The organism is Halobacteria archaeon AArc-dxtr1, from assembly GCA_025517425.1.
GTDB lineage: Archaea > Halobacteriota > Halobacteria > Halobacteriales > Natrialbaceae > Halostagnicola.
The window spans coordinates 1,305,741-1,327,651 of the sequence record JAOPJY010000001.1 but is presented as its reverse complement, the minus strand read 5'-3'; the positions used below and the strand labels follow the sequence as shown (position 1 = coordinate 1,327,651).

At 64.9% G+C, this 21,911-nt stretch carries 14 protein-coding genes and 1 pseudogene; 8 read left to right on the top strand and 7 right to left on the bottom strand.

Going from position 1 to position 21,911, the window contains the following annotated elements; all coding sequences use genetic code 11:
* Positions 1 to 23: 23 nt before the first annotated feature.
* The gene (locus tag OB905_06850; protein ID MCU4925704.1) at positions 24 to 851 is read right to left on the bottom strand and encodes a sensor domain-containing protein; all 828 of its coding nucleotides are present in this window, start codon (positions 849 to 851) and stop codon (positions 24 to 26) included.
* Between the two features lie 180 nt (positions 852 to 1,031).
* On the opposite strand from OB905_06850, the gene rqcH reads away from it, so the two are divergent.
* The 5 genes and pseudogenes from rqcH (at position 1,032) to OB905_06825 (ending at position 7,611) form a co-directional block, all read left to right on the top strand.
* The gene (gene rqcH, locus OB905_06845; GenBank protein ID MCU4925703.1) at positions 1,032 to 3,200 is read left to right on the top strand and encodes a ribosome rescue protein RqcH; all 2,169 of its coding nucleotides are present in this window, start codon (positions 1,032 to 1,034) and stop codon (positions 3,198 to 3,200) included.
* Between the two features lie 156 nt (positions 3,201 to 3,356).
* Positions 3,357 to 3,584 (top strand): annotated as a pseudogene (locus OB905_06840) (hypothetical protein).
* A gap of 367 nt (positions 3,585 to 3,951) precedes the next feature.
* Positions 3,952 to 5,019 (top strand): mRNA surveillance protein pelota, encoded by a 1,068-nt coding sequence (locus tag OB905_06835; GenBank protein ID MCU4925702.1) that lies wholly within the window; start codon positions 3,952 to 3,954, stop codon positions 5,017 to 5,019.
* A 46-nt stretch (positions 5,020 to 5,065) separates the two neighbouring features.
* Positions 5,066 to 6,007, top strand: coding sequence for a DUF4013 domain-containing protein (locus OB905_06830; protein ID MCU4925701.1), 942 nt, complete (start codon positions 5,066 to 5,068; stop codon positions 6,005 to 6,007).
* A gap of 80 nt (positions 6,008 to 6,087) precedes the next feature.
* Positions 6,088 to 7,611, top strand: coding sequence for an HTTM domain-containing protein (locus OB905_06825; protein MCU4925700.1), 1,524 nt, complete (start codon positions 6,088 to 6,090; stop codon positions 7,609 to 7,611).
* Between the two features lie 43 nt (positions 7,612 to 7,654).
* On the opposite strand, the gene OB905_06820 is transcribed toward OB905_06825, so the two are convergent.
* The 5 genes from OB905_06820 to OB905_06800 form a co-directional block, all read right to left on the bottom strand.
* Positions 7,655 to 8,416, bottom strand: coding sequence for a TrmB family transcriptional regulator (locus OB905_06820; protein ID MCU4925699.1), 762 nt, complete (start codon positions 8,414 to 8,416; stop codon positions 7,655 to 7,657).
* Positions 8,413 to 11,685, bottom strand: coding sequence for an MMPL family transporter (locus OB905_06815; GenBank protein ID MCU4925698.1), 3,273 nt, complete (start codon positions 11,683 to 11,685; stop codon positions 8,413 to 8,415). Before OB905_06815 ends, OB905_06820 begins: the two co-directional genes overlap by 4 nt.
* A 167-nt stretch (positions 11,686 to 11,852) precedes the next feature.
* Positions 11,853 to 15,155, bottom strand: coding sequence for an MMPL family transporter (locus tag OB905_06810; GenBank protein ID MCU4925697.1), 3,303 nt, complete (start codon positions 15,153 to 15,155; stop codon positions 11,853 to 11,855).
* A gap of 140 nt (positions 15,156 to 15,295) precedes the next feature.
* Entirely contained in the window at positions 15,296 to 16,030 is a 735-nt protein-coding gene (locus tag OB905_06805; protein MCU4925696.1) for an MBL fold metallo-hydrolase, read from the bottom strand.
* A gap of 90 nt (positions 16,031 to 16,120) precedes the next feature.
* On the bottom strand, positions 16,121 to 16,870 hold the full coding sequence (locus tag OB905_06800) for a hypothetical protein (GenBank protein ID MCU4925695.1): 750 nt from the start codon (positions 16,868 to 16,870) through the stop codon (positions 16,121 to 16,123).
* Positions 16,871 to 16,991: 121 nt separating this feature from the next.
* On the opposite strand from OB905_06800, the gene OB905_06795 reads away from it, so the two are divergent.
* From OB905_06795 to OB905_06785, 3 genes are all read left to right on the top strand, one after another.
* Positions 16,992 to 19,940: an ATP-dependent helicase gene (locus OB905_06795; GenBank protein ID MCU4925694.1), complete on the top strand. Its 2,949-nt coding sequence runs from the start codon at positions 16,992 to 16,994 to the stop codon at positions 19,938 to 19,940.
* Positions 19,941 to 20,020: 80 nt separating this feature from the next.
* The gene (locus OB905_06790; GenBank protein ID MCU4925693.1) at positions 20,021 to 20,320 is read left to right on the top strand and encodes a hypothetical protein; all 300 of its coding nucleotides are present in this window, start codon (positions 20,021 to 20,023) and stop codon (positions 20,318 to 20,320) included.
* 70 nt (positions 20,321 to 20,390) lie between these two features.
* Complete coding sequence (locus OB905_06785; GenBank protein MCU4925692.1) at positions 20,391 to 21,347, top strand: zinc-dependent metalloprotease; 957 nt, start codon at positions 20,391 to 20,393, stop codon at positions 21,345 to 21,347.
* Positions 21,348 to 21,426: 79 nt separating this feature from the next.
* Here the strand turns inward: OB905_06785 and OB905_06780 are convergent, their stop codons facing one another.
* Positions 21,427 to 21,837, bottom strand: coding sequence for a nuclear transport factor 2 family protein (locus tag OB905_06780; protein MCU4925691.1), 411 nt, complete (start codon positions 21,835 to 21,837; stop codon positions 21,427 to 21,429).
* Positions 21,838 to 21,911 lie beyond the last annotated feature (74 nt).

The following is a 21,911-nucleotide window of genomic DNA, read 5'->3' as shown; positions in this document are numbered from 1 at the left end:
CTCGGTGGAGGAGGGTATGTGGATTAGGCCTTGCGACTGCGGCTCGCCCCGACCGACTCCGGACCGATTTTGGCCGTCGATTCCGTCTCGGCCGCTGTCGGCTCGCTTTCTGACACCGACTTCGTCTCGGTGTAGTCTGAATCACCCCCGGACGGCGGCGCCCCGTCGGTCGGTCCTGAAGCGTCCTTGGACGACGCCGGCTCACCGAGCAATGCGACTGCCATCCGCTTACAGACGTGGGCGAACCCGTTCAACAGGTGCAAAAAGGCGAGCCCGAGGCCGAGTCCGATCGGTACCGCGAGCAGCGCCTCCGGCAGCGTGTCGATTGTCCAGACGATCGGCTGGTCGTTGACCGTGATAAACTCCACCTCGTGTGGGTATCGTAACGGCGCGGTCACGAGCGACAGCACACTGGCGAACAGGAAGAGCAGGATAAACGCGGTGAGGGCGACCCAGAACTTCAGCATGAGAAAGCCCAGTCCCTGCCACGTCGACTTCGCTTCGAGGTACGCCCGAACGGTAGCCCATAGCCCGGTCTGGTCGGCCGAATAGACGTCCGCCGACCGTTTCAGGTCGAGACCCAACAAGGCGTTCGCGAGCCAGCGCTCTGCGCCCGCGAGCAGCCGGGAGCCAAGTACCGTCGCGATCAACACGGCGATCCCGACGAGGGCGATCGAGAGGAACGCGCCGAACATGAACCCGAGCATGAGGAGCATCGAGTAGATCATCGCCAGCGGAAACGCGAGCGCGAGGTAGAGCAGATTTTTGTACGTTTGGCCCTCTGCGACGACCCCGACGGCGTCGCCGATCCCGCCTCGAACCCCCCGACTCGGAGACTCTGCGGACGTCATCGATTTCGAACGCGTCCGGAGTGGTGATAAAGGGGCGGTCGCCGTTACTGGCTCGGAAACTGCCCCGTTCGACTCGGCTCCCGTTGCTCTCGATTCGGTCGTCAGCGGTTGGACGGCCGTCGCCGAACGGCGCCCTTCCGGAACGACACGCCTTTTGGGACGGCCCGGGCAGGTGTGGGTATGGATCCGAAGCGGGAACTGACCAGCGTCGACCTCGCCGCCCTCGTCCGCGAACTGGGTGCCTACGAGGGGGCGAAAGTCGACAAGGCCTATCTCTACGGCGACGATCTCCTGCGGCTGAAGATGCGGGACTTTGACCGCGGGCGGATGGAACTCGTCTGTGAGGTTGGCGAGGTCAAGCGCGCCCACCTGGTCGCCCCCGAGCGCATCCCCGACGCGCCGGGGCGGCCGCCTCAGTTTGCGATGATGCTCAGAAATCGACTCTCGGGCGCCGACTTCGTCGGCGTCGAGCAGTTCGAGTTCGACCGCATTCTCGAGTTCGTCTTCGAGCGCGACGACGGTACCACGAGAATCATCGTCGAACTGTTCGGCCAGGGGAACGTCGCCGTCACCGACGGCGAGTACGAGGTGATCGACTGTCTGGAGACGGTTCGCCTCAAATCGCGGACCGTCGTTCCGGGCTCGCGCTACGAGTTCCCCGACAGCCGGACGAACCCCCTTACGATCTCCCGAGAGGTGTTCGACCACGAGATGGACGAGTCCGACAGCGACGTGGTCCGGACGCTCGCGACCCAACTCAACTTCGGCGGGCTCTACGCCGAGGAGGTATGTACCCGCGCCGGCGTCGAGAAGGCGATGGAGATCGCCGACGCCGACGAGGACGTCTACGACCGCCTCTACGGCGCGATCGAGCGCCTCGCAATCGACATTCGGACCGGCGCCGTCGAGCCGCGGTTGTATTTCGAGTCGGCGGACGGAGAGGGGGCGAACGGAGAGGATGCGGGCGAAGCGGGGACCGACTCGACCCCTGACCGCGTCGTCGACGTCACTCCCTTCCCGCTCGAGGAACACGCCGAACTGGCGGCCGATCCCTTCGAGAGCTTCACCGCCGCTCTCGACGAGTACTTCTTCCGGCTCGATCTGGACGACGGCGAGCCGGACCCGACCGACCAGCGCCCAGACTTCGAGGAACAGATCGCCAAACACGAGCGCATCATCGACCAGCAGGAGGGCGCCATCGAGGGCTTCGAACAGCAGGCCCAAGCACAGCGCGAGCAGGCCGAGTTGCTGTACGCCAACTACGGCCTGGTTGACGAGATCCTGACGACCGTCCAGGCGGCCCGCGAGCAGGACCGCCCCTGGGACGAGATCGAAGCGCGCTTCGAGGAGGGCACAGAGCGCGGTATCGAGGCCGCCGAGGCGGTCGTCGACGTCGACGGCAGCGAGGGGACGGTCACCGTCGACGTCGAGGGTGAACAGATCGAGCTGCTGGCCCGCGACGGCGTCGAGAAGAACGCAGATCGGCTCTACACCGAGGCAAAGCGGATCGCCGAGAAGAAAGAGGGGGCACTCGCGGCCATCGAGGACACTCGCGAGCAGCTCGCCGAAATCGAGCGCCGCCGAGACGAGTGGGAGGCCGACGACAGTGCTGACGAGACCGACGAGGTCGACGAGGCTGCCGAAGCCGACGAGCGAGACTGGCTCGCTGCACCCTCTATCCCGATCCGTGAGAACGAGCCCTGGTTCGATCGGTTCCGCTGGTTCCACACGAGCGACGGCTACCTCGTCATCGGCGGGCGCAACGCAGACCAGAACGAGGAACTGGTCAAGAAGTATCTCGAACCGGGCGACAAAGTGCTCCACACGCAGGCTCACGGCGGCCCCGTCACCGTCCTGAAGGCGACCGATCCGAGCGAGGCCTCCTCGTCGGATATCGAACTCCCGGCGTCGAGCATCGAGGAGGCTGCCCAGTTCGCCGTCTCCTACGCCTCAGTTTGGAAAGACGGCCGGTACGCGGGCGACGTCTACGCCGTCGACTCCGATCAGGTGACCAAGACCCCCGAGAGCGGGGAGTACTTGGAGAAAGGTGGCTTCGCAATTCGGGGCGACCGAACCTACTACGACGACACGCCGGTCGGCGTCGCCGTCGGCATCCAGTGTGAGCCTTACACCCGCGTCATCGGCGGTCCGCCGAGTGCTATCGAGGGCCGGGCCGAGACGACCATCGCAGTCGAACCCGGCCGGTACGCCCAGGGCGACGCCGCGAAGCGAATGTACCGCCAGTTCCGGGACCGGTTCGCAGACGAATCGTTCGTCCGAAAGATCGCCAGCCCGGACCGTATCCAGCACTTCCTGCCGCCGGGCGGGAGCAGGATCGTCGAGGAGTGAGAGCGCCGATCTGTCGGTCGCCAGACGGACCGATTTAACGACAGATTAGCGAGTAAGTCCGTCCTTACGCCCACCCCGCTCTCTCTTGCATTGAGTTTATACTCCCTCCCTCCCTGGACGCAACTAGTGACCGAACCAGTTGCCCAGGAACTCGAGATCAGCGCCGACTCGGATCCCCTGAGCGAGCAGCTCGTCCGTGCGGTCGCCGCCCGCGAGGGAGTCGATCCGACTGCACTCGAGACGCCGCTGTACGAGGTGATCGACGGGGAAGCGCTCGATCGCCTCTTCGCACCGACTAGCTCCGGCGACCGACCCGGCGGCCGCGTCGTCTTCAGCTACTACGGCTACCGACTCACCGTCACGATCGACGACGATCCCGAAGTCAGAATCGAGGACGTCTCCTCACGGACCACAGACCCCAGCGTCGCTGACACAGACGTCGTCGCGGGGGCGCCGGCTGCGACCGCCCGGGCGGCTCCCGAGGCGGACGTCCACTACTGCATCGACTGCGGTTGGCGCGTCTCGGCCCGCGACGGGTACGCGACCGCCGAGCGCTCTCGTCGCGCCATCGATCACCACGTCGAGACGGGCCACACGATCGAGTCGAGTCAGGTCGAGGACGCCGCCTCAGAGTGACCGCAGCCGTCCCGTGGAGTGTCCCCGCGGACGACTGCATCGCTGTCGTCGCCGAACCCGGCACGAGCCGTGACTGATCGCAGGGCACTTACCGACCCCCCGAGAACGGCCACCCATGCAGATCACGAGCCGGGAGACGCTCGACAGCGGCCGCGAGCGCGTCACCGTCGTCCCCGAGAGCGTCGACGACCTCTGGCACCTCCAGTACGTCTTAGAGCCCGGCGATCGCGTCGCGGGCGATACGACCCGGCGGATCCAGCGCAACGACGAGCAGATGCGCGACACCGGCGGCGAACGCGAGCACATGTGGGTCGCCATCGCCGTCGACGATATCGAGTTTCACAAGTTCGCCAACCGGCTCCGGGTTGGCGGCGAGATCGTCGCCTGTTCGCGCGAGGACCAGCTCGGATTTCACCACACGCTGAACGTCGAAGAGCGCGAGGAGCTCTCGATCGAGAAGTGGTGGAAACCCGACCAGGAGGCCCGTCTCGAGGAGGCAGAGGAGGCCACCGAAAATCCCGACGTCGCTATCGCCACCGTCGAGGAGGGCCAGGCTCACGTCCACACGGTCGCCCAGTACGGCACCGAAGAGCGCGCGACGCTCACCGGGCCCACAGGGAAAGGCGAGTTCGCCCGCGAGCGCTCCGAACTCTTCGCGGAACTCGGAACCGTCCTCTCTCGGATGGACGTCGACGCGATCATCCTCGCCGGCCCCGGCTTCACGAAGCAGGACGCCCTGAAGTACTTCGATCGCAACGAGCCCGACCTCACCGAGTTGATCACGACCGTCGACACAGCCGGCGTCGGCGACCGCGGCGTCCACGAGGTGTTAAAACGGGGCGCCGTCGCGGACGTCCAGAAGGAGACCCGCATCGAGAGCGAAGCCGAGGCGATCGACGAGCTTACCCAGCGAATCGCCCAGGGTGCGAAGGCCGCCTACGGACCCGAAGAGGTCCAGAAAGCCGCCGAGTTCGGGGCGATCGAGGAGCTGCTGATCGTCGACGACCGGCTGCGACAGGAGCGCGGCCCCGAGGGCGAGTGGACGATCGACGTCGACGAGATCGTTCGCACGGCTGAGCAGAAAGGTGGCGAGGTGACGGTCTTCTCAAGTGAGTTCCCGCCCGGCCAGCAGCTCTCGAATCTCGGGGGAATCGCGGCGCTGTTGCGGTACCGGATCGACTGAGCCCCCATTCGTCAAGCTTTATTTAGCTGCTGGGGGATGCTACCGCATGCCCTACTGCTCGAACTGTGGCGCAGAGACCGAGGCCGGGCAGCGGTACTGCTCTGCGTGCGGAGCTGCCCTCCATGACGTCGACGAGCCAGGTACCGGCGACGCAGACGACGCTACAGGCGCTGGCCGAGCTCCTGTCGCATCCACAGCCAGCGAGCCGGACGGAAGCCGAGACGCTGCCGGAAACGAAAGCCGAGACGCTGCCGGAAACGAAAGCCGAGACGCTTCCGGAACGAAGGTCGATGCTGGCGCTGACTCCATCGACGCTACGTTAGAGCAGGATATCGACACCGTTCTGGAGGACGCAATCAGGTACCCCGGCCGAAACGGCTGGGGCACGGTGCTGATCGGCGGCGTGCTGGGATTGTTCTCGTTTCTGCTCATCCCGATCGTCCTGCTGGCGGGCTACTTCGTTCGGGTAACCGAACACGCGGCGACCCAGCGACCGAACCCGCCTCGTTTCGACGACTGGGTCGACCTCCTCCGACTCGGCGCGCTGGTGATCGTCGCGTTCGTCCCGTTTTTGATCGTCAGCGGCGTGGTGATCGCGGCGGTCGGCGCCGCAAGCGACGGATTGGCCGCGCTGGTCTCGCTGTTGGCGTACTACGTCGCCCCGGCGATTCTGCTGCGTTTTGCGGTCACACAGTCTCTCTCTGAGACGTACGATGTGGACCGCATGCAGGCGCTTTTAACCCACAGAACGTACGTCGTCGGCCTCCTCGTCCTCATCGTCGTGGCCGTCCTCGGCTGGTTCGCCGTCATCTTCATCAGTCTCGCCTCGGTGCTGACGATCGTCGGCTGGATCATCATCATTCCCACGGCGGTGTTCTACTATCTGGCGGTCTTGCACACGCTTTTGGGCCGCATTTCCCTGGAGATTCAGTTCGCGGACGAGCCCGAGACAACACGGACGGGACACGCCGAAACCGATCCGTTCTAGCCCGACGTATCCGACCTCATCGGTCGTCGCAACGAGAAAGCACTTATACTGCGGACGAATTCACTCGTTTTGACATACGAATGGCGGACACCCGGAGTGGACTCGACCGCGCCGCCGACCGCTCCCCGTCAGTCTCCGAACGACTGCACACCGCACTTGTGCCGCGACTCGGCGTCGATCTCCGCGCGCTCGCGGCATTTCGAATCGCGCTCGGTGCCATCGTGCTCGCCGATCTGGTGTTCCTTCGGCTTCCGGGGCTGGTCACGTTCTACACGGATGCTGGGATCTTTCCACGGTCGACTCTCGCGGAGACGTACCCGACATTTGCGACCTTCTCGATTCACGCCCTTTCTGGCGCTGCGTGGGTGCAGGGGGTCCTGTTCGCCGTCACCGGTTTTGCTGCCCTCTCCCTGCTGGTCGGCTACCGGACCCGACTCGCCACGGGGCTCTCTGCGCTCTTGCTTGCTTCGCTGTTCGCACGAAATCCCCTCGTACTAAACGGCGGCGACACAATCTTGCTCTCGCTGCTAGCCATCGGCCTATTCTTGCCACTTGGCGCACGCTGGTCGCTCGACGCTCGTCGCTATTCGATTCACGGACCGTCCCGTCCCGATTCCGCGCGAGGCAACGACCATGTGTTCTCCCTTGCAACCGCCGTCCTCCTCTCGCACCTCGTGGTCATCTACACGATCAACGCGCTCCTCAAGTACCGGAGCGATCCGTGGATGGCGGGGACGGCGGTTCAGCGGATCTTCCACGTCGACGAGTTCGTCGTCCTCTTCGGACCATCTCTCGCCGATAACGCGGTACTGCTTGCCGCAACGAACTGGCTCTGGACTGTCCTCCTCACGCTCGCGCCGTTCCTGATCGTATACACTGGCCGGCTACGGATCGCGCTCGTCGCCGCGTTCATCGCCAGCCATCTCGGGATGGCGGCGACGATGCGTCTCGGAGCCTTCCCATTTGTCATGGTCGCGGCCTTGCTCGCTTTCCTCCCGCCCCAAATCTGGGACCGCATGGATCCCCTCGCGGAACGCGTCGCGGCCTGGCTCGATCGCCGTCCGCTCCTCGATCGCGTCGGCCAGCGGGCTGGTCCCGACGTTCTCTGGACGAGGACCGCTGTCTCGATGCGACGCACGATCCGGATCGGGAGCGCCGTGCTTCTCATCTGTGGATTCACCGCCCTCGTCGCCTGGCAGGCGGCGGGCGCCGGGCTCGTCGACGCGCCTGCAGGTTCCGACGGCGAACTGTCGGACGGGAGCTGGGCGTTCTTCGCCCCGAACCCGCCCGACACCTCTAGCTGGTACGTCGTCGAGGCCACGCTCGAATCGGGCGAGACGATCGACGCCGCCGACGGCGGCGCAGTCACGTTCGATCGGCCGCCGGACGTTGCAGCGACGTACCCGACGACGCTCTGGCACCGCCACGGCTCGGAGATCCGATACGCAGACGACACTCACTACGAGCCCACGGCCGCGTACGTCTGTGAGAACGTGGCCGACGATCTCGAGTCGGTGACAATCTACTACGTCGAGCAGTCGGTCGGTCCGAACGGACCGGGCGGCGATCCGGTTCTCGACGAGCGGATCACGCGCACCTGTTGACGGCTCCGATCGGCGACCTCTCAACCAGGGGACGACATCGCGTTCACTCGCGAGGTTCGAGCGCGACTTCGCTCGCTTCGATCAGCTGAATGAGGACGGAAGCGAACAGCGAGCCTGCGCTCCAGATCGCCGTCTCGCTGCCGTCGTCGTCGACGACGCTCAGCAGGATGCTGTCGCCGTCGACGAGGACGATTCGGCCCGACCGGTCGTCGGTGTCTCGTCGATCCGGAGGGGAGTACGCCACAGCTCCCTCGATGGCTTCGATGCGACTGCGAATTGCCTCCGACCGGCTGACGCCCGTTACGGTCACGCCTTCCTCGGCTCGTTGTGCGAGCGCATCGGCAATTTCTGGGGTTAGAAGCTCCGGTAAGCGCGTCCCGAAGAGGATCCGATCCTCGGCGTTCGAGAGCAACTCGACGACGCGACTGTCGACGCGCGGGCGTCCTCGGACCGTCCAGATGTCCTCTTGCTCTTCTTCGCCTTCGGTTTCCTCTCTGACCGTTTCGACGTACTCGAACGCTCGATCCTGTTCGTTCTCGAAGCGCTCCCGAAGCGTCTCTTGGGCTTCCTCGACGCTCACCGGCCGGTACCGGATCGGGCTCGACTGCTGGACTTCAAGCAGCCCTCGTTCCTCGAGACTCTCGGCGACGCTGTACACCTGCGATCGGGGGACGTCGGTCGTCGTCGCCACGTCTCGCGCGGTGCCGGTGCCAAGTCGCTGGAGCGCGATGAACACTTTCGCCTCGTAGCTGGTCAATCCGAGCCGCGAGAACGCATTTACCGCCTCGGACTCGTCGGTAGTCACTGTCGATCGCCTCCGGACCCATTTTGAATGCTATCGCTATCGACCCAGTCGAACTCGTCTGCCGGATCGCTTGGCGCCGTCTCGTCTCCCGGCTCACCGGACGGAACCGTTTCGTCTGCTGGCTCGCCCATCGTCTCCAGGCTGTCGGTGGGTTCGTGTCTCTCTGTCGGTTCGTCTCCCGTCTGCTCTACGCGCGCTTTGGCTGCTGTCGTCCCTGCCTTCGCAGCCGCCTCTGTCTCGCCTTCGCTCTCGGATTCCGTCTCCGATTCATCGGACGGAAGGCTGAAGTCCACGTCCGGGCCGAAGTAGCGCGTCCAGAGGACGAGCAGTGCCGGCAGAACGATCACGCTCGCGAGGAACGCGTAGGTGATCGTCAGCCCCGTGATGATGCCGAACTGCTGGAGCACGGGGAAGATGGCCAGCGCCAGTGTCCCGAAGCCGCCGACCGTGGTGGCTGCACTGCCGAGTAAGGCGCCGCCGGTGCCAGTCACCGTCGTGTGCATCGCCTCCCAGACGTTACCCTGGCGGTCGAGTTCCAGCGTGTACCGCGCGCTGATGTGGATGCTGTAGGCGACTCCGAGCCCGACCGTGAGACTCGTGATCATCCCCGTTAACACGTTGAAGGGCATGTCGATTACGTACATCGTCCCCAGGATCCAGCTCACGGAGAACGCCACCGGGAGTAAGGTGACCGTTCCGAGTGCCGCGCTGTTACCGGTCAGCCAGTAGGCCAGCGTCAGGAACGCAAAGACCGCCACGAGCGTGATCAGCAGACTCTCTAAGACCGTCTCGAGCAGGTCCTGCTCGACGATGTAGTTGATGATCGGATCGCCGGTTGCGATCGCGTTCGCCTCGCCGGGCCCTGCATCGAGGTTGCGCTCGTCGCCGGTGCCGCTCGCGTCGATGGCACCCGCAATCGTACGCATCTCGTCGGTCGTGTCGCCGAAGTCGGCGTCGCCCTGGGTCGCGACGATGAGGCGTGCGGACTCGTACTCGCCGTCGTCGGTCCGGTGGATCACGTTGCTCGCGCCCTCCTCGTTGACCTCGAACAGTTCGTCGTAGAGCGATTCGACGTCATCCGTCGGCACGCCGTCGTCGGTTATCGCCGCCTGGTAAGATTCGTTGAACGACTCGTTTTGCGCTGCCGTCTCCTCCATGACGGAGAGGGGGCCCTGCACTTCGGCCTCGCCGTTGGGCAGCGTGTAGACGACGTCACTTTCCGCTGCGTCGTCCTGGGCATCGGAGAGGTCTTGCAAGACCGTGCCGTTCGCGACATCACCTTCCACGAGGATTTGGGCTTGGACGTCGTCACGCTGGAAGTTCTCGTTGACGAAATCGAGGTCGTCTTTGGCCTGATACTCTCCGGGAGCCATGAAGCCGGGGAGGTGCTCCGTCCAGGCAGGCGGACTCTCCGCGAGGAAGTCCTCCTCGTTGAAACTGGTGTCGACCTCACTCGCGCCGTAGACGCCGCCGGCGGTCAGCAACAGCGCGGCGATCAGGACGATCATCGGCGCCTTCCGGGCCGCTTTCGACCCGACCGAGAGCGCGCTGGTGAACCGGCCGCCACCGGTGCCGAAGGCCCGCTTCCTGCGGCTGTAGCCCCGCGCTTCGAGCGCCGAGTCGATCTCGACTTTCAGCGCCGGAATGAGCACGCCGAAGATGATCAGTGCCGCGAGGATGCCGACGGCGCTCGTAATTCCGAACTCCTGTATCGGGGCGATCGGACTGACCAGATTGGCCAGGAATCCGATCGCCGCCGTCGCGGTCACCCAGACAAGCGCGACGCCGACGCCCGCGAGTGCGATCGTCATCGAGCCCCGGACCGTGTCTTCGACCCCCGAGTTCTCCCGTTGTTCCCGGTGGCGCATGAAGACGTGTATGGCGTAGTCGATCGAGAGCCCGATCAGCAAGACGGGCACCGCGATCATCATCTGGTTGAACGCGATGTCGGCCCAGCCCATGAAGCCGAACGTCCAGATCAAGACGGCCAAGATGCCGACGACACCGAGGGCGATGTCGAGCGGATCTCGGTAGGCCACCGAGAGTGCGGCGACGACGAACAGCAGGGCGAATGGACCGACGATCGCGAAGCTATCTCCCAGCGAGCGGTCGATCTCGTCGAAGATGATTCCCGCACCGAAGACGATGATGTCCTGATCGTGCTGGTTTGCCAGCTCTCGCAGATCGAGCTGGGCGTCGAGTGCCGGACCGGTCGCGCCTTCCATCTCGTTGCCGGCGCCGGCGGCCTCCTGGCTCACCATCGTCATCCGGGCGTCGGCCTCTGTCGAGCCGGGATCGTACGCGGTCGGCATGAACCCGAGCACGCCGCTTCCGTCGCCGTCTTCGTCGAGGACGTCGGCGACGAGCTCCTCGTACTCCTCGTCGTCGAGTGCCTCGATCGCCTCGATCTGCTCATCCAGGGACGGATCGATGCCCGCTTGGAGGTCGGCCTGTGCCTCCTCGAACTCGGCCTGTTGTTCTTCGAACGCCGCCGAGTCCTCTTCTAACTGCTCGTACTCATCTTCTAGCACGCCAAGCGTCGCGGCCGTTCTGAGCTGCTCGATCGTCTCGGGATCGTCGGCTCCCCGGGCCTGCTCGACCGTCCCTTCGTACTCAGCAGCCTGCTCGTCGTCGAGCTCGGCGGCGGCGATCGTCTCCTCGATCGTCGCGTCGATCTCTGCTTCCGTCTCCGCAGCGGCCTCCTCGTCGCCGGCTTCGAGCTCTTGTTCGTACTCCGTCTGGAGGTCGAGCACCGCGTCGAAGCCGTCCGCGAGCGTCGCATTTCTGGTCTCGAGTTCGGCCTCTCGCTCGCCGAGTTCGGCGCCTTGCTCTTCCAGTTCGGCACCCCATGCCTCGAGCTCGGCGGCTTCTTCGTTCGAAATCGCGGTGATCGCGAGAATGTTCTCGACGCCCGTGATCGGGTCCTCGTCTGCGAGCGTCGCGTTGACCGTTTCGTTGTCGTGGATCTCCTGTTGGAACTCGAGTGAGCCGATAATGGCCTGCTGGGCGAGGACGTTCGGTTCATCACCCGTTCCTCGGTTGATCAGCTGTACCGACGTCGTATTGTCGTCTTCGTCGACCGAGAAGTTCCCGTCGATGTACTCGAGCGCTTCGGCTTCGGGCGACTCGCTCTCGAACTGCTCGAGCGAGGAGTCGTCGTCGACCATCGGCACGCCGGCACCGATCAGCGCCGTCGTCAGCAGTAACACGACGATGATTGCTTTCGAGTAGCTGGTCACCAGCCCCGCGAGGCGGTCTGGCAATCCCATCAGCCGTCACCCTCCGCTTGCGGCGTGTCAGTGGTCGCGATCATCTGTTGTTACGATCCTACAAACTGTTTCTATAAACGTGTTCGCATCCCCTACGTGGTGTGTGGGCGTGTGACAAATCCCTCTATCCGTCGCGAAGAACGCCCAAGAATTGCTCCAGACTCCGCTCAGTCCGTGTCGCCGTTCGAACTATCGGTCGCTGGCTCTCCCCGGACCGACTCACTCGTCACTTCCTGGTCGACTGCGTCGGCCCCCGCGAGCGCCTGCGGCCCCTCGGTGTCGGACCAGGAGATGTCAGCGGACCCAACGTAGCGCGTCCAGAGGACGAGCAGCGTCGGCAGGACGAGGACGCTTGCGAGGAACGCGTAGCCGACGGTTAGCCCGGTGACGATACCGAACTGCCGGAAGACGGGCAGGATTCCGAGCCCCAGGGTGGCGAACGCGGCCATCGTGGTAGCCACACTGCCCAGCAGCGCGCCGCCAGTGCCAGTCACCGTGGTGTGTAACGCGTCCCAGACGTTGCCCTGGCGGTCGAGTTCCAGCGTGTACCGCGAGGTGATGTGGATGCTGTAGTCGACTCCCAGTCCGATCGTCAGGGCCGCGACCGTTACTGTCAATACGTTAAATGGAATGTCGAGGAGGTACATCGTCCCCAGAATCCAGCTCACCGAGAGTGCGATCGGCAGGAGGGTGATCGCACCGAGCGCCGCGCTCTTGCCCGCCACTCGGTAGGCGACCGTCAGGAAGACGAACGCGCCGACGAACGCGACGATCAGCGTCTCGATAACCGTCTCGAAGAGATCGACCTCGACGATGTGGTTCGTGATCGGGCTCCCTGTCGCGGTCGCGCTCCAGGCACCGGTCGCGGCGCTCGAGTCATCGTCCCCGTTCATCGCGGCTGACTCGCCGCCGTTCGTCGTGTCACCGCCGCCGGCGCCCGCTGTTTCGTCCTCCTCCTCGTCTGTCACCATATACGCCTCGGCCGGGACGAACTCCCCGCCGTCGTCGAGCAGGTCCGCGATCGCTCGCATCTCCTGGGCTGTCTCGGCGTAGGCGGCGTCGCCCTCGATCGCGACGGTCAGGCGCAGCGCCACGTATTCGCCGTCCTCGGTTCGGTGGATGACCTCGCTTGCGGCTTCCTGATCCGCTCTAAACAGCTGATCGTACACCTCCTCGACGTCCTGATTTGGGACGCCGTCGTCTGTCGTATCCGCGTCGAGGTACGTCTCGTTGAACGAGTCATCGCTCTCTGCGACCTGTTCCATCACCGAGAGTGGTCCCACGATGTCGGCCTCCCCGTTAGGCAGGGTGTAGACCACGTCGCTCTCTGCTGCCGCTGCTTTTGCGTCGGCGATCCGCTCTACGGCGTCATCGTCGCTGACGGACCCTTGTATCAGTAGCTCGGCGTTCGAATCCAGCCGGTGGAAGTGCTCGTTGATCACGTCGAGATCGTCGGCCGCCTGGTAGTCGGCTGGCGCCATCGGCCCCGGCAGATACCCTGTCCACGCGGGCTGGCTCTGGGGCATGAAGTCCTCCTCCTCGAAGGTAGTGTCGACCTGCGTGGCGCCGTAGACGCCGCCGGCGGTCAGCAACAAGACCGCGAGCAGGACGACGAGCGGCGCCCGTCGCGCTGCGACCGCCCCCGTCGAGAGGATGCGGCTGAATCGGCCGCCACCGGTGCCAAAGGCCCGCTTCCTGCGGCTGTAGCCCCGCGCTTCCAGCGCCGAGTCGATCTCGACTTTCAGCGCCGGGATCAGCCCGCCGAAGACGATCAGTGCCGAGACAATCCCGATAGCGCCGACGATCCCGAACTCCCGAAGCACGCCCAGCGGACTGACCGCGTTCGCGATAAACGCCATCGCGGTCGTGGCGGTGATCCAGACGAGCGCGGCGCCGACGCCCGCCAGCGCGATGGCCATCGCGCGCCGGACGCCATCCGGCCCCGCTCCACCCTCCAGTCGGCGTTCGCGGTGGCGCATGAAGACGTGTAGTGCGTAGTCGACCGAGAGCCCGACCAGTAAGACCGGAATGGCTGCAAACAGGAGATTAAACGGAATGCCGATCCAGCCGACCAGCCCGAACGTCCAGACGAGCACTGCGATGATCCCGCTGGTACCGAGGACGATGTCGATCGGGTCCCGGTAGGCGACCGCGAGCGCGCCGACGACGAACAGCAGCGTGAACGGACCGACGATCCAGAGGGTGTCCGCCATCGACTGGTCGATTTCGGACTCGATAATCCCGCCCCCGAAGACGATGTACTCGTGTCCAGTAGCGGTTTCACCGCCTGCAGCCGCCTCTTCGTCGGTGTCACCTTCGTAGGCAGCGGCGAGTTCTCGCAACTCGAGTTGGCTCTGGATCACTCGCTCGTCTGTCACCCCGATCTCGACGCCGCCGGCGTCCTCGGTCTCCTGGAGGAGCACCGTCATCCGCGCGTCGGCGTCGGTCGACCCGAGTTCGTACGACGACGGAAGGAATCCGAGCATCTCGTTGGCTCTCGGCCCCTCGCCGTCGATGGTATCGACGATCAGCTCCTCGAACTCCTCGTCGTCGAGTGCCTCGAGCGCCGCGATTTGCTCGTCTATCGGGCGCTGATCGCCCTCCTCTAACTCCTCGATTCGCTGTTCGAGCTCGTGGGCCTCGCTTCCGATCCGGTTGAAGTCGACCCCGAAAATCGTGGTCGTCGCCCAGCCGTAAATGTCGTCCATCTCGGAGAGTGTCTGTCTGTATCGGGCCTCTTCCTCGTAGCTTTCTCCGTACTCTTCTTCGTACTCGACGAGCTGGGCCTCGTACGTCCGGACGGTGTTCATCGACTGCTCGTAGGAGTTGCGCTGGGCGTCGTCGAACACCTCGTCGTCGGTGACCGACTCGAACACCTCCTCGACGTCCGCTTCGAGCTCCTCGGCTCGCTGCTCGTACTCCTCGTCACCCTCCTCGAGTCCCGCCTCCAGCATCTCTTCTTCGAACGCTCGCTGTAGTTCTCGGCTCTCGTTGAGTCCCTCTTCGGCCCGGTCTCTCGTCTCGTTTACTGCGTCTGAACGCTCCTCGAGTTCGTCGGCCTGATCCTCGATCTCGTCGATTTCCTCCTCTGTGATCGCCGACATCGCGAGTACGTTCTCGATACCGACGATCGGATCGTCCTCGACGAGCGTCGCGTTGATCGACTCGTTGGCGCGAATCTCCTGTTGGAACTCGAGGGACTCGATCAGCGACGCCTTCGTCATGACGTTGTCCCCAGTCACGACGACCTGTGCTGCGGTCGTGTTCTCCGACTCGTCGTCGACGAAGAGCTCGTCAACGTACTCCTGGGCCTGGGTCTCGGGAGAGTCGTCCTGGAACTGATCGAGCGAGGCGTCGGTTTCGATCATCGTCAGCCCGGCGCCGACGAGGGCGGTCAGCAGCAGCAAGGCGACGGCGACGACTCGTGCGTTAGCGGTCACCGCCTCCGCGGTCCGTTGAACCCGACTCACAGCACCCTCCGTTTCCGTCCCACAGTCGCTCCGATCCCCATGATGTTATCGTCAGTAACGAACGTTCAGTAAAGTAGTTATTGGATGATTCGCCGACACGCTCGGCGCCGTACTCGCAGAACCGGTAGACTGACCCGCGATCAGTCGACCCGAACCGTCTGTCCATCGGTTGCGAATCGAACCTCCCCGTCGTAGTGGCGCTCGATCGACGCGAGCATCTCCTCGTGGCGGCCGTCGGTGTGTGGGTAGAGGTGGGTTAGATAGACCGTCTCGATATCTTTGCCGGCGAGTTCCGTGCCCAGTGATTCGGGCGTCGGGTGGTTCGACACGTCGACGTCGTCGGGAAACGAGCAGTCGTGAGCCACCACGGCCGCTCCGTCAGCGAAGTTCGCGAGCCCGCCGAACGCCTCGCTGTCGCCGCTGTAGACGAACCGGTCGCCAAATCGATAGGCCAGACACGGCAGGGAGTGGCGCGTTTCGTAGGCCGCGACCTCGAAGCCCGCGACCGAGAACTCGCCGGGGACGACTTCCCGAACCTGCAGATCCAGGCGTCCCGCCATGTAGTCGTGAACCGAGAGCAGCCCGTCGACCAGCCCCTTCGTTCCCTGTGGGCCGACGATCTCGAGGTGCTCCTCGCCGGCGAGCCAGCGAGCTTTCATCAGCGGGAGCAGATCGGCGACGTGATCCAGGTGGTGGTGGGTCAGCAGCACCGTCGAGACGCCCTCGTAGCCCACGCCGGACTGCTGGAGGCGGTGGAGGACGCCCGACCCGCAGTCGACCAGGAGCGTCCGATCGTCGTCCTCAAGCAGGATCCCCGTCTGCACGCGGTCCGCGGTCGGCAGCGCGCTGCCCGTTCCGAGGAAGGTCACCTTCATGGATCGACGTGAATCGTCGGCTCGGATAAGGGTACGGGTCGTTGCGCCAGTTTGGTCGCTTCGAGAGGACGAGCAGTCTCCCGCGGACACTCACGGACGGAACTCGAGTTCCCGAATAACGAGCTCCGACGCTGGTGTGATGTAAACCGCCCTGAACGGTTCGGCAGCAGGGTTCGGTGTCGTCTCGAGTCGCTCGCTTACTTCGGACCCGTCCGCGAGCTCGACGCGGAGATCGGTCTCCGAGCGACTCACGGGAACGGCATCGAGATACACGCCGCGTTCACCGCCGAGCGTGTACGTGGTGTCGAGTGCCACCGTCGAGTCGCCGTCGGCGTCGTAATGAACCAGTTCGACGCTCAGATCGTGCTCGGTGTCGTCGAAGTTCGCCAGCACGAGATTGTGCGGGCCGCCGTCCTCGAATCCAGCGCCAACAGCCTCTTGCACGTCGAGTTCGAGTCGATACGTGTCCGTCTCAGTGACGAGGTACAGAACCGGTACTTCAGCCGCGTCTCCCTCCGACGTGATGATATCGCATTCCTCCAATCCGACGTAAAAACCCTCCTCGTACTCGGCGGCCACCTGGGGTTCACAACCGGTGTACGGATTCTGTACCAACACCGTTCGCTGGTGTTCTCCGACGTACTCCAGGACTGATTCGTTGTCGAGTTCGTCCGGCCGGTCGGGAAACTCGTCCCGGGGAGGAGGGGCGCCGTTTTCGACTACCACATCCTGCGAGTCGGTAGCGTCGCCGTCAGCCGACTCCTGCGACCCATCGATGCAACCGCCGACACCGACGAGTGCTCCTGCCCCAGTTGCTGCGAGCAGCTGTCGGCGGTTCATAGAGGAAATGTCACTGGATCGGGTAAAGACCTTTTCCCAATAGTGGGGTGTGTTTCCACCAACGCTCCACTTTCGCTCCGGTGGCCAAACTCTCTTGGTCGCGTGGCCCGCAGACCCGCCAATGGATGGGGCCGAGTCGCCAATTTCCAACGAGCGGCTGCCGTTCGACCTCGACGCCGATCTACCCTTCGACCCGGACGCCGCCGAGATTGCAGACGCCGACGTCCTCTCGCTCCTCGAACCCGCCGTCCGAGAGTGGTGGGTTCGCGAGTTCGGCGACTTCGTCCCCGAGAACGGCGGCTTCTTTACCCCGCCCCAGCGCGGCGCGATTCCGAACGTCCACGCCGAGGAGAACACGCTGATCGCGGCGCCGACGGGGAGCGGCAAGACGCTCGCCTCGTTTACGGCCATCATCAACGAACTCTACCGCCGCGATCGCGACGGCGGTACAGTTGCGGATGGTGACGCGGCTGGCGCTGGTGACGCAGACGCACCGGCGGCGACGCAGTCGTCTGGCCTCGAGAACTCGGTCTACTGCCTCTACATTTCGCCACTGAAATCGCTCGCGAACGACATCCACCGCAACCTCGAGGTGCCGCTCGAGGGAATCGCCGAAATCGCTGCGGCTCGCGGCGACGAACTGGGCGAGATCCGCCACGCGATCCGTCACGGCGATACGACCTCCTACGAGCGCCAGCAGATGCTCGAGGAGACGCCACACATCCTCAACACGACGCCCGAGACCCTCGCAATCTTGCTCAATTCCCCAAAGTTCCGCGAGAAGCTCCGCACTGTGGAGTACGTCGTCGTCGACGAGATCCACTCGCTGGCGGCGAACAAGCGCGGCACGCACCTCTCGGTCTCCCTCGAGCGACTCGAGGCGCTTTCCGATACGGAGATCACCCGAATCGGCTGCTCGGCGACGATCGAGCCGCTTTCGGAGGTAGCGGAGTTTCTGGTGGGTTACGAGGTGCAACGCACCTCGGTGAGTGCGAGCGGCGAAGCCGCGAGCCGCGAGGCGCGTAGCGCCTCGGACGATGCGAACGGTGAGGAACGAGTCGCGAGTAGCGAGGTCCAACGGGCCTCGGAAACCGACGAACTCGAATTCGAACCGCGGCCCTGCGATATCGTCGACGCTCGCTTCTCGCGCGATCTGGACGTCCGACTCGAGTGTCCGACCGACGACTTGATCCACACCTCCCGCGCGATCGTCCAGGATCGCTTCTACCGGCTGCTCCACGAGCACGTCAGCGAACACACGAACACGATCGTCTTCACGAACACGCGGTCGGGCGCCGAGCGCGTCCTCCACGAACTGCGCGACCGGTTCGACGCCTACGACGAGGAGAACTCCGCGTGCCACCACGGCAGCCTCTCGACGGAGGTCCGCCAGGACGTCGAGTCGCGGTTAAAGTCGGGCGATCTCGACGTCGTGACGACCTCGACCTCCCTCGAACTCGGAATTGACATGCCCCACGTCGATCTCGTCGTGCAGGTCGGCTCGCCGAAGTCGGTCGCCGCGCTGCTCCAGCGAGTCGGGCGGGCCGGCCACCGCGTCGGCCAGACGGTCACGGGGCGGGTGATCGCGTTAGACCGGGACGAACTCCTCGAGTGTGCCGTCATGCTCCGAAAGGCCGAAGTGGGATTCGTCGACGCCGTCTCGATCCCCGAGCGAGCCCAGGACGTCGCCGCCCAGCACGTCTACGGGATGGCGATCGCCGAGATTCGCCCCGAGTCGGCGGTGCGGGCGATCCTCCAGCGCGCCTATCCGTACCGCGACTACTCGGCGGACGAGTGGGAGTCACTCATGGACTACCTCACTGCCGCCTACGCCGGCATGGAGGATCGAAACGTCTACGCGAAGATCTGGCGCGACGAGAACGATCCCCCCGATGGCGAGCACCACTACGAGGAGTTCCCCGTCGGCGAGCCCCTGCTGGGCAAGCGCGGCCGGCTGGCTCGGGTGATCTACATGACCAACATCGGGACGATACCCGACTCCTTCACCTGTGACGTCCACACCCGCGCCACAGACGAGTGGGTCGGCCAGCTAGACGAGAACTATCTGGACACCTTAGAGAAAGGCGACGTCTTCGTCCTCGGGGGCAACAACTTCGAGTACCGCTACCGCCGAGGGTCGAAGGTCTACGTCGACCGGACGAGCGCGCGGCCGACCGTCCCCTCCTGGTACGCCGAGCGGCTGCCGCTCTCGACTGATCTCGCCCGCGAGATCCTGGCCTTCCAGGGCGAACTCCTCGAGCACTACGAGGCTGGCGGCCCGGCTCGCGTGCGTGCTTGGCTCCGCGAGTTTCCGATCGACGACGACAGCGTCCGCGCGATCGCCCGGCTGTTCGACCACCAGCTCCAGTACGCGGGTCCCGAAAGCGTGAGCACCCCCGACCGGCTCGCGATCGAAGTCGAGCGCGATCGCGACGCCTACGAGCGCCACTACTACGTCCACAGCGTCTACGGCCGCCGGGTCAACGACGGGCTCTCCCGACTTCTTGCCCACCGCTGTGCGCAGGTGGCGACGGCGAACGTCAAAGTCGCAGTCGCGGACAACGGCTTCGTGCTCTCGATGCCACTGAACCGGAAGGTCGACCTCGACGGGATTCTCGCGGACCTGGACCCGTCCGACGTTCGCACGGACCTCCGGGCCGCGCTCTCGGGCACCGATCTCCTCCAGCGGTACTTCCGGATCAACGCCACGCGAGCCCTGATGATCTTGAAGCGGTACAAGGGCTACGAGAAGTCCGCGAGCGAGCAGCAGGTCTCGAGCGAGATGTTGCTGGGCTTCGCCGAGGATCTCGAGGAGTTCGCGGTGATCGAGGAGACCTACCGCGAGTTACTCTCTGACAAGCTCGCAATCGCCGAAATCGAGGCGATCGTCCGGGAGATTGACACAGGCGAGTTGACCGTCTGCCGTCACAGCCTCGACTCGCCGACGCCGCGGGCGTTCGGACTGGCGACGCTGTCGGCCAGTGACGTCGTCCTCGCAGAAGACGAGAGCGCCGCCTTGCAGGCGTTTCACGAGCACGTACTCGAGACAATCGGCGATAACGCTGGCTGATCCGGTCTCCGCGAGATCACCGTCTCACCTCCCCGCGAGCCAGCAAAACGGCTAAGTGTTCGCCCGTCGAAGCTTCTCATATGGGCGACAAGAAGTTCACCTTCGTCGAGTTGCATCTGGACGGGAATACCCAGTTCGGACCGAAAGAGATCAGCGACGCGCTCCCCGGCGGCCGCAAGGTCGAGGTCGGCGCGGAGTCGGACGTCGACGAGGAGGTCGACAGCGAGCACGCCGAAGACGACTCTGCCGGGAAGGGCGTCGTCGGCGCGCTCGTCGGGCTCGTACTCCTGGTCGGAATCGCAGTCGCGATCAAGAAGTTCCGCGGCGGCGACGAGGAGGAGCCGGCCGACGCCGAACAGCCCGACGTCATCGTCAACTGATCGAACGCTTTCTCACCACAGGTCGCGCTTCAGCCGAACCCTTTTGCCCGGCCCCGTCGTACGATCGCCCGTGAACCTTTATCGTAGCGTCCGGGCCGTCGCCGGCGCCTCTGGCGACGACGTCATCGACTGGACGTCGGCCGCCGAGGCGGCCAAAGCGGCCACCGATCCCGGCTCGCTCGCACTCGGGTCTGGCGAGCGCGAGGCCTACGCCCGGGACGTCCGCGACGCCCGAGAGCGGATCCGGACGGTTTCGACGGTCGCATTCGACGTTCCCGATACGATCGAGATCCAGAATCGCCACCACTGGATCGACGCCAACGTCGCGACGTTTCGGCGAGTCATGGCGCCGCTGGAGGCCCAGACCGGTCCCTTCCCGGGCGTCGCCCGGACGATCAACACGGGGACGATGAGCGTGTTGCTCGCCTTCCTCGGGCGCAACGTCTTGGGACAGTACGATCCGCTGCTCTTGGCGGAAGGACCCGACGAGAACCACGCGCTGTACTTCGTCCATCCGAACATCGATCGTGTCGCCGACCTGCTCGAGGTCAACCCCGCGCGCTTCCGGCGCTGGATCGCCTTCCACGAAGTGACCCACGCCGCCGAGTTCGGCGCCGCACCGTGGCTCTCTGACCACCTCGAGGCACGGATGGAGGAGGGTATCGAGGGGCTCACGTCGGGCCGGTTCGACAGGGAGTCGTTTCGCGAGCTAGACGCCACCATGACCGTCGTCGAGGGGTACGCCGAACTCCTGATGGATCACGCCTTCGACGACGAGTATGCCGACCTCCGGCGCAAGCTCGACGCGCGCCGGCAGGGACGGGGTCCCCTTCAGCAGCTGTTTCGCCGGCTCCTCGGACTCGGGCTCAAAGAGCGCCAGTACGAGCGTGGCAAGACCTTCTTCGAGGGCGTCGTTCGCGCTCGCGATCTCGAGACGGCGACGCGCGTCTGGGATCAGCCGGAGAATCTCCCGACACAGGACGAACTCGACGAGCCCGGACAGTGGGTTCGGCGCATCGAGCGGTAGCTGTTCTTTCGAATCGAGTTCTGAAGAACCGTCGAGTGCGTCGGTTCCGCAAAAATCCTCGGGCCAACCCCGAGACTGCCTACAACTCGTTTGGCGCACTCACGTGCAGCGTGTGGAACAGCCACGCATCACTGTCCTCCTCGCGGACGAGCGTCCCACTCCAGCGCGTCTCGAAGCGCCGCCGGATACCGGTCGACTGGTCGGTCCAGGCGAGGGTGACCCGGTCGGTAACCACGGCGCAGTCGCCGCGGACGTCGACCGCGAGGCGATCGCTCTCGACGCGCCACTCACCGGTCGTCTCGGACTGCTCGCGCAGCCCCGACGCGACCGCCTCGTAGCCGTACAGCGCCTCGCTCACGCCGAACTTGGTCGTCGCGTCGTCCTCGAGAAAGAACGCCGCGAGCGGTGCTCCCTCGCGGAGGGCCTCGTAGTACTCGCGGACCGTCTTCTCGGCGGCCTCGCGGTCGCCGTCGTCGCGGCTCGCGTCCATACGTTCGCTCTCGGGCGCCGACAGTAAAGAGCCACCGGCGACCGTTCGTCATCCCTCGCCGTCAGTGATCTCGC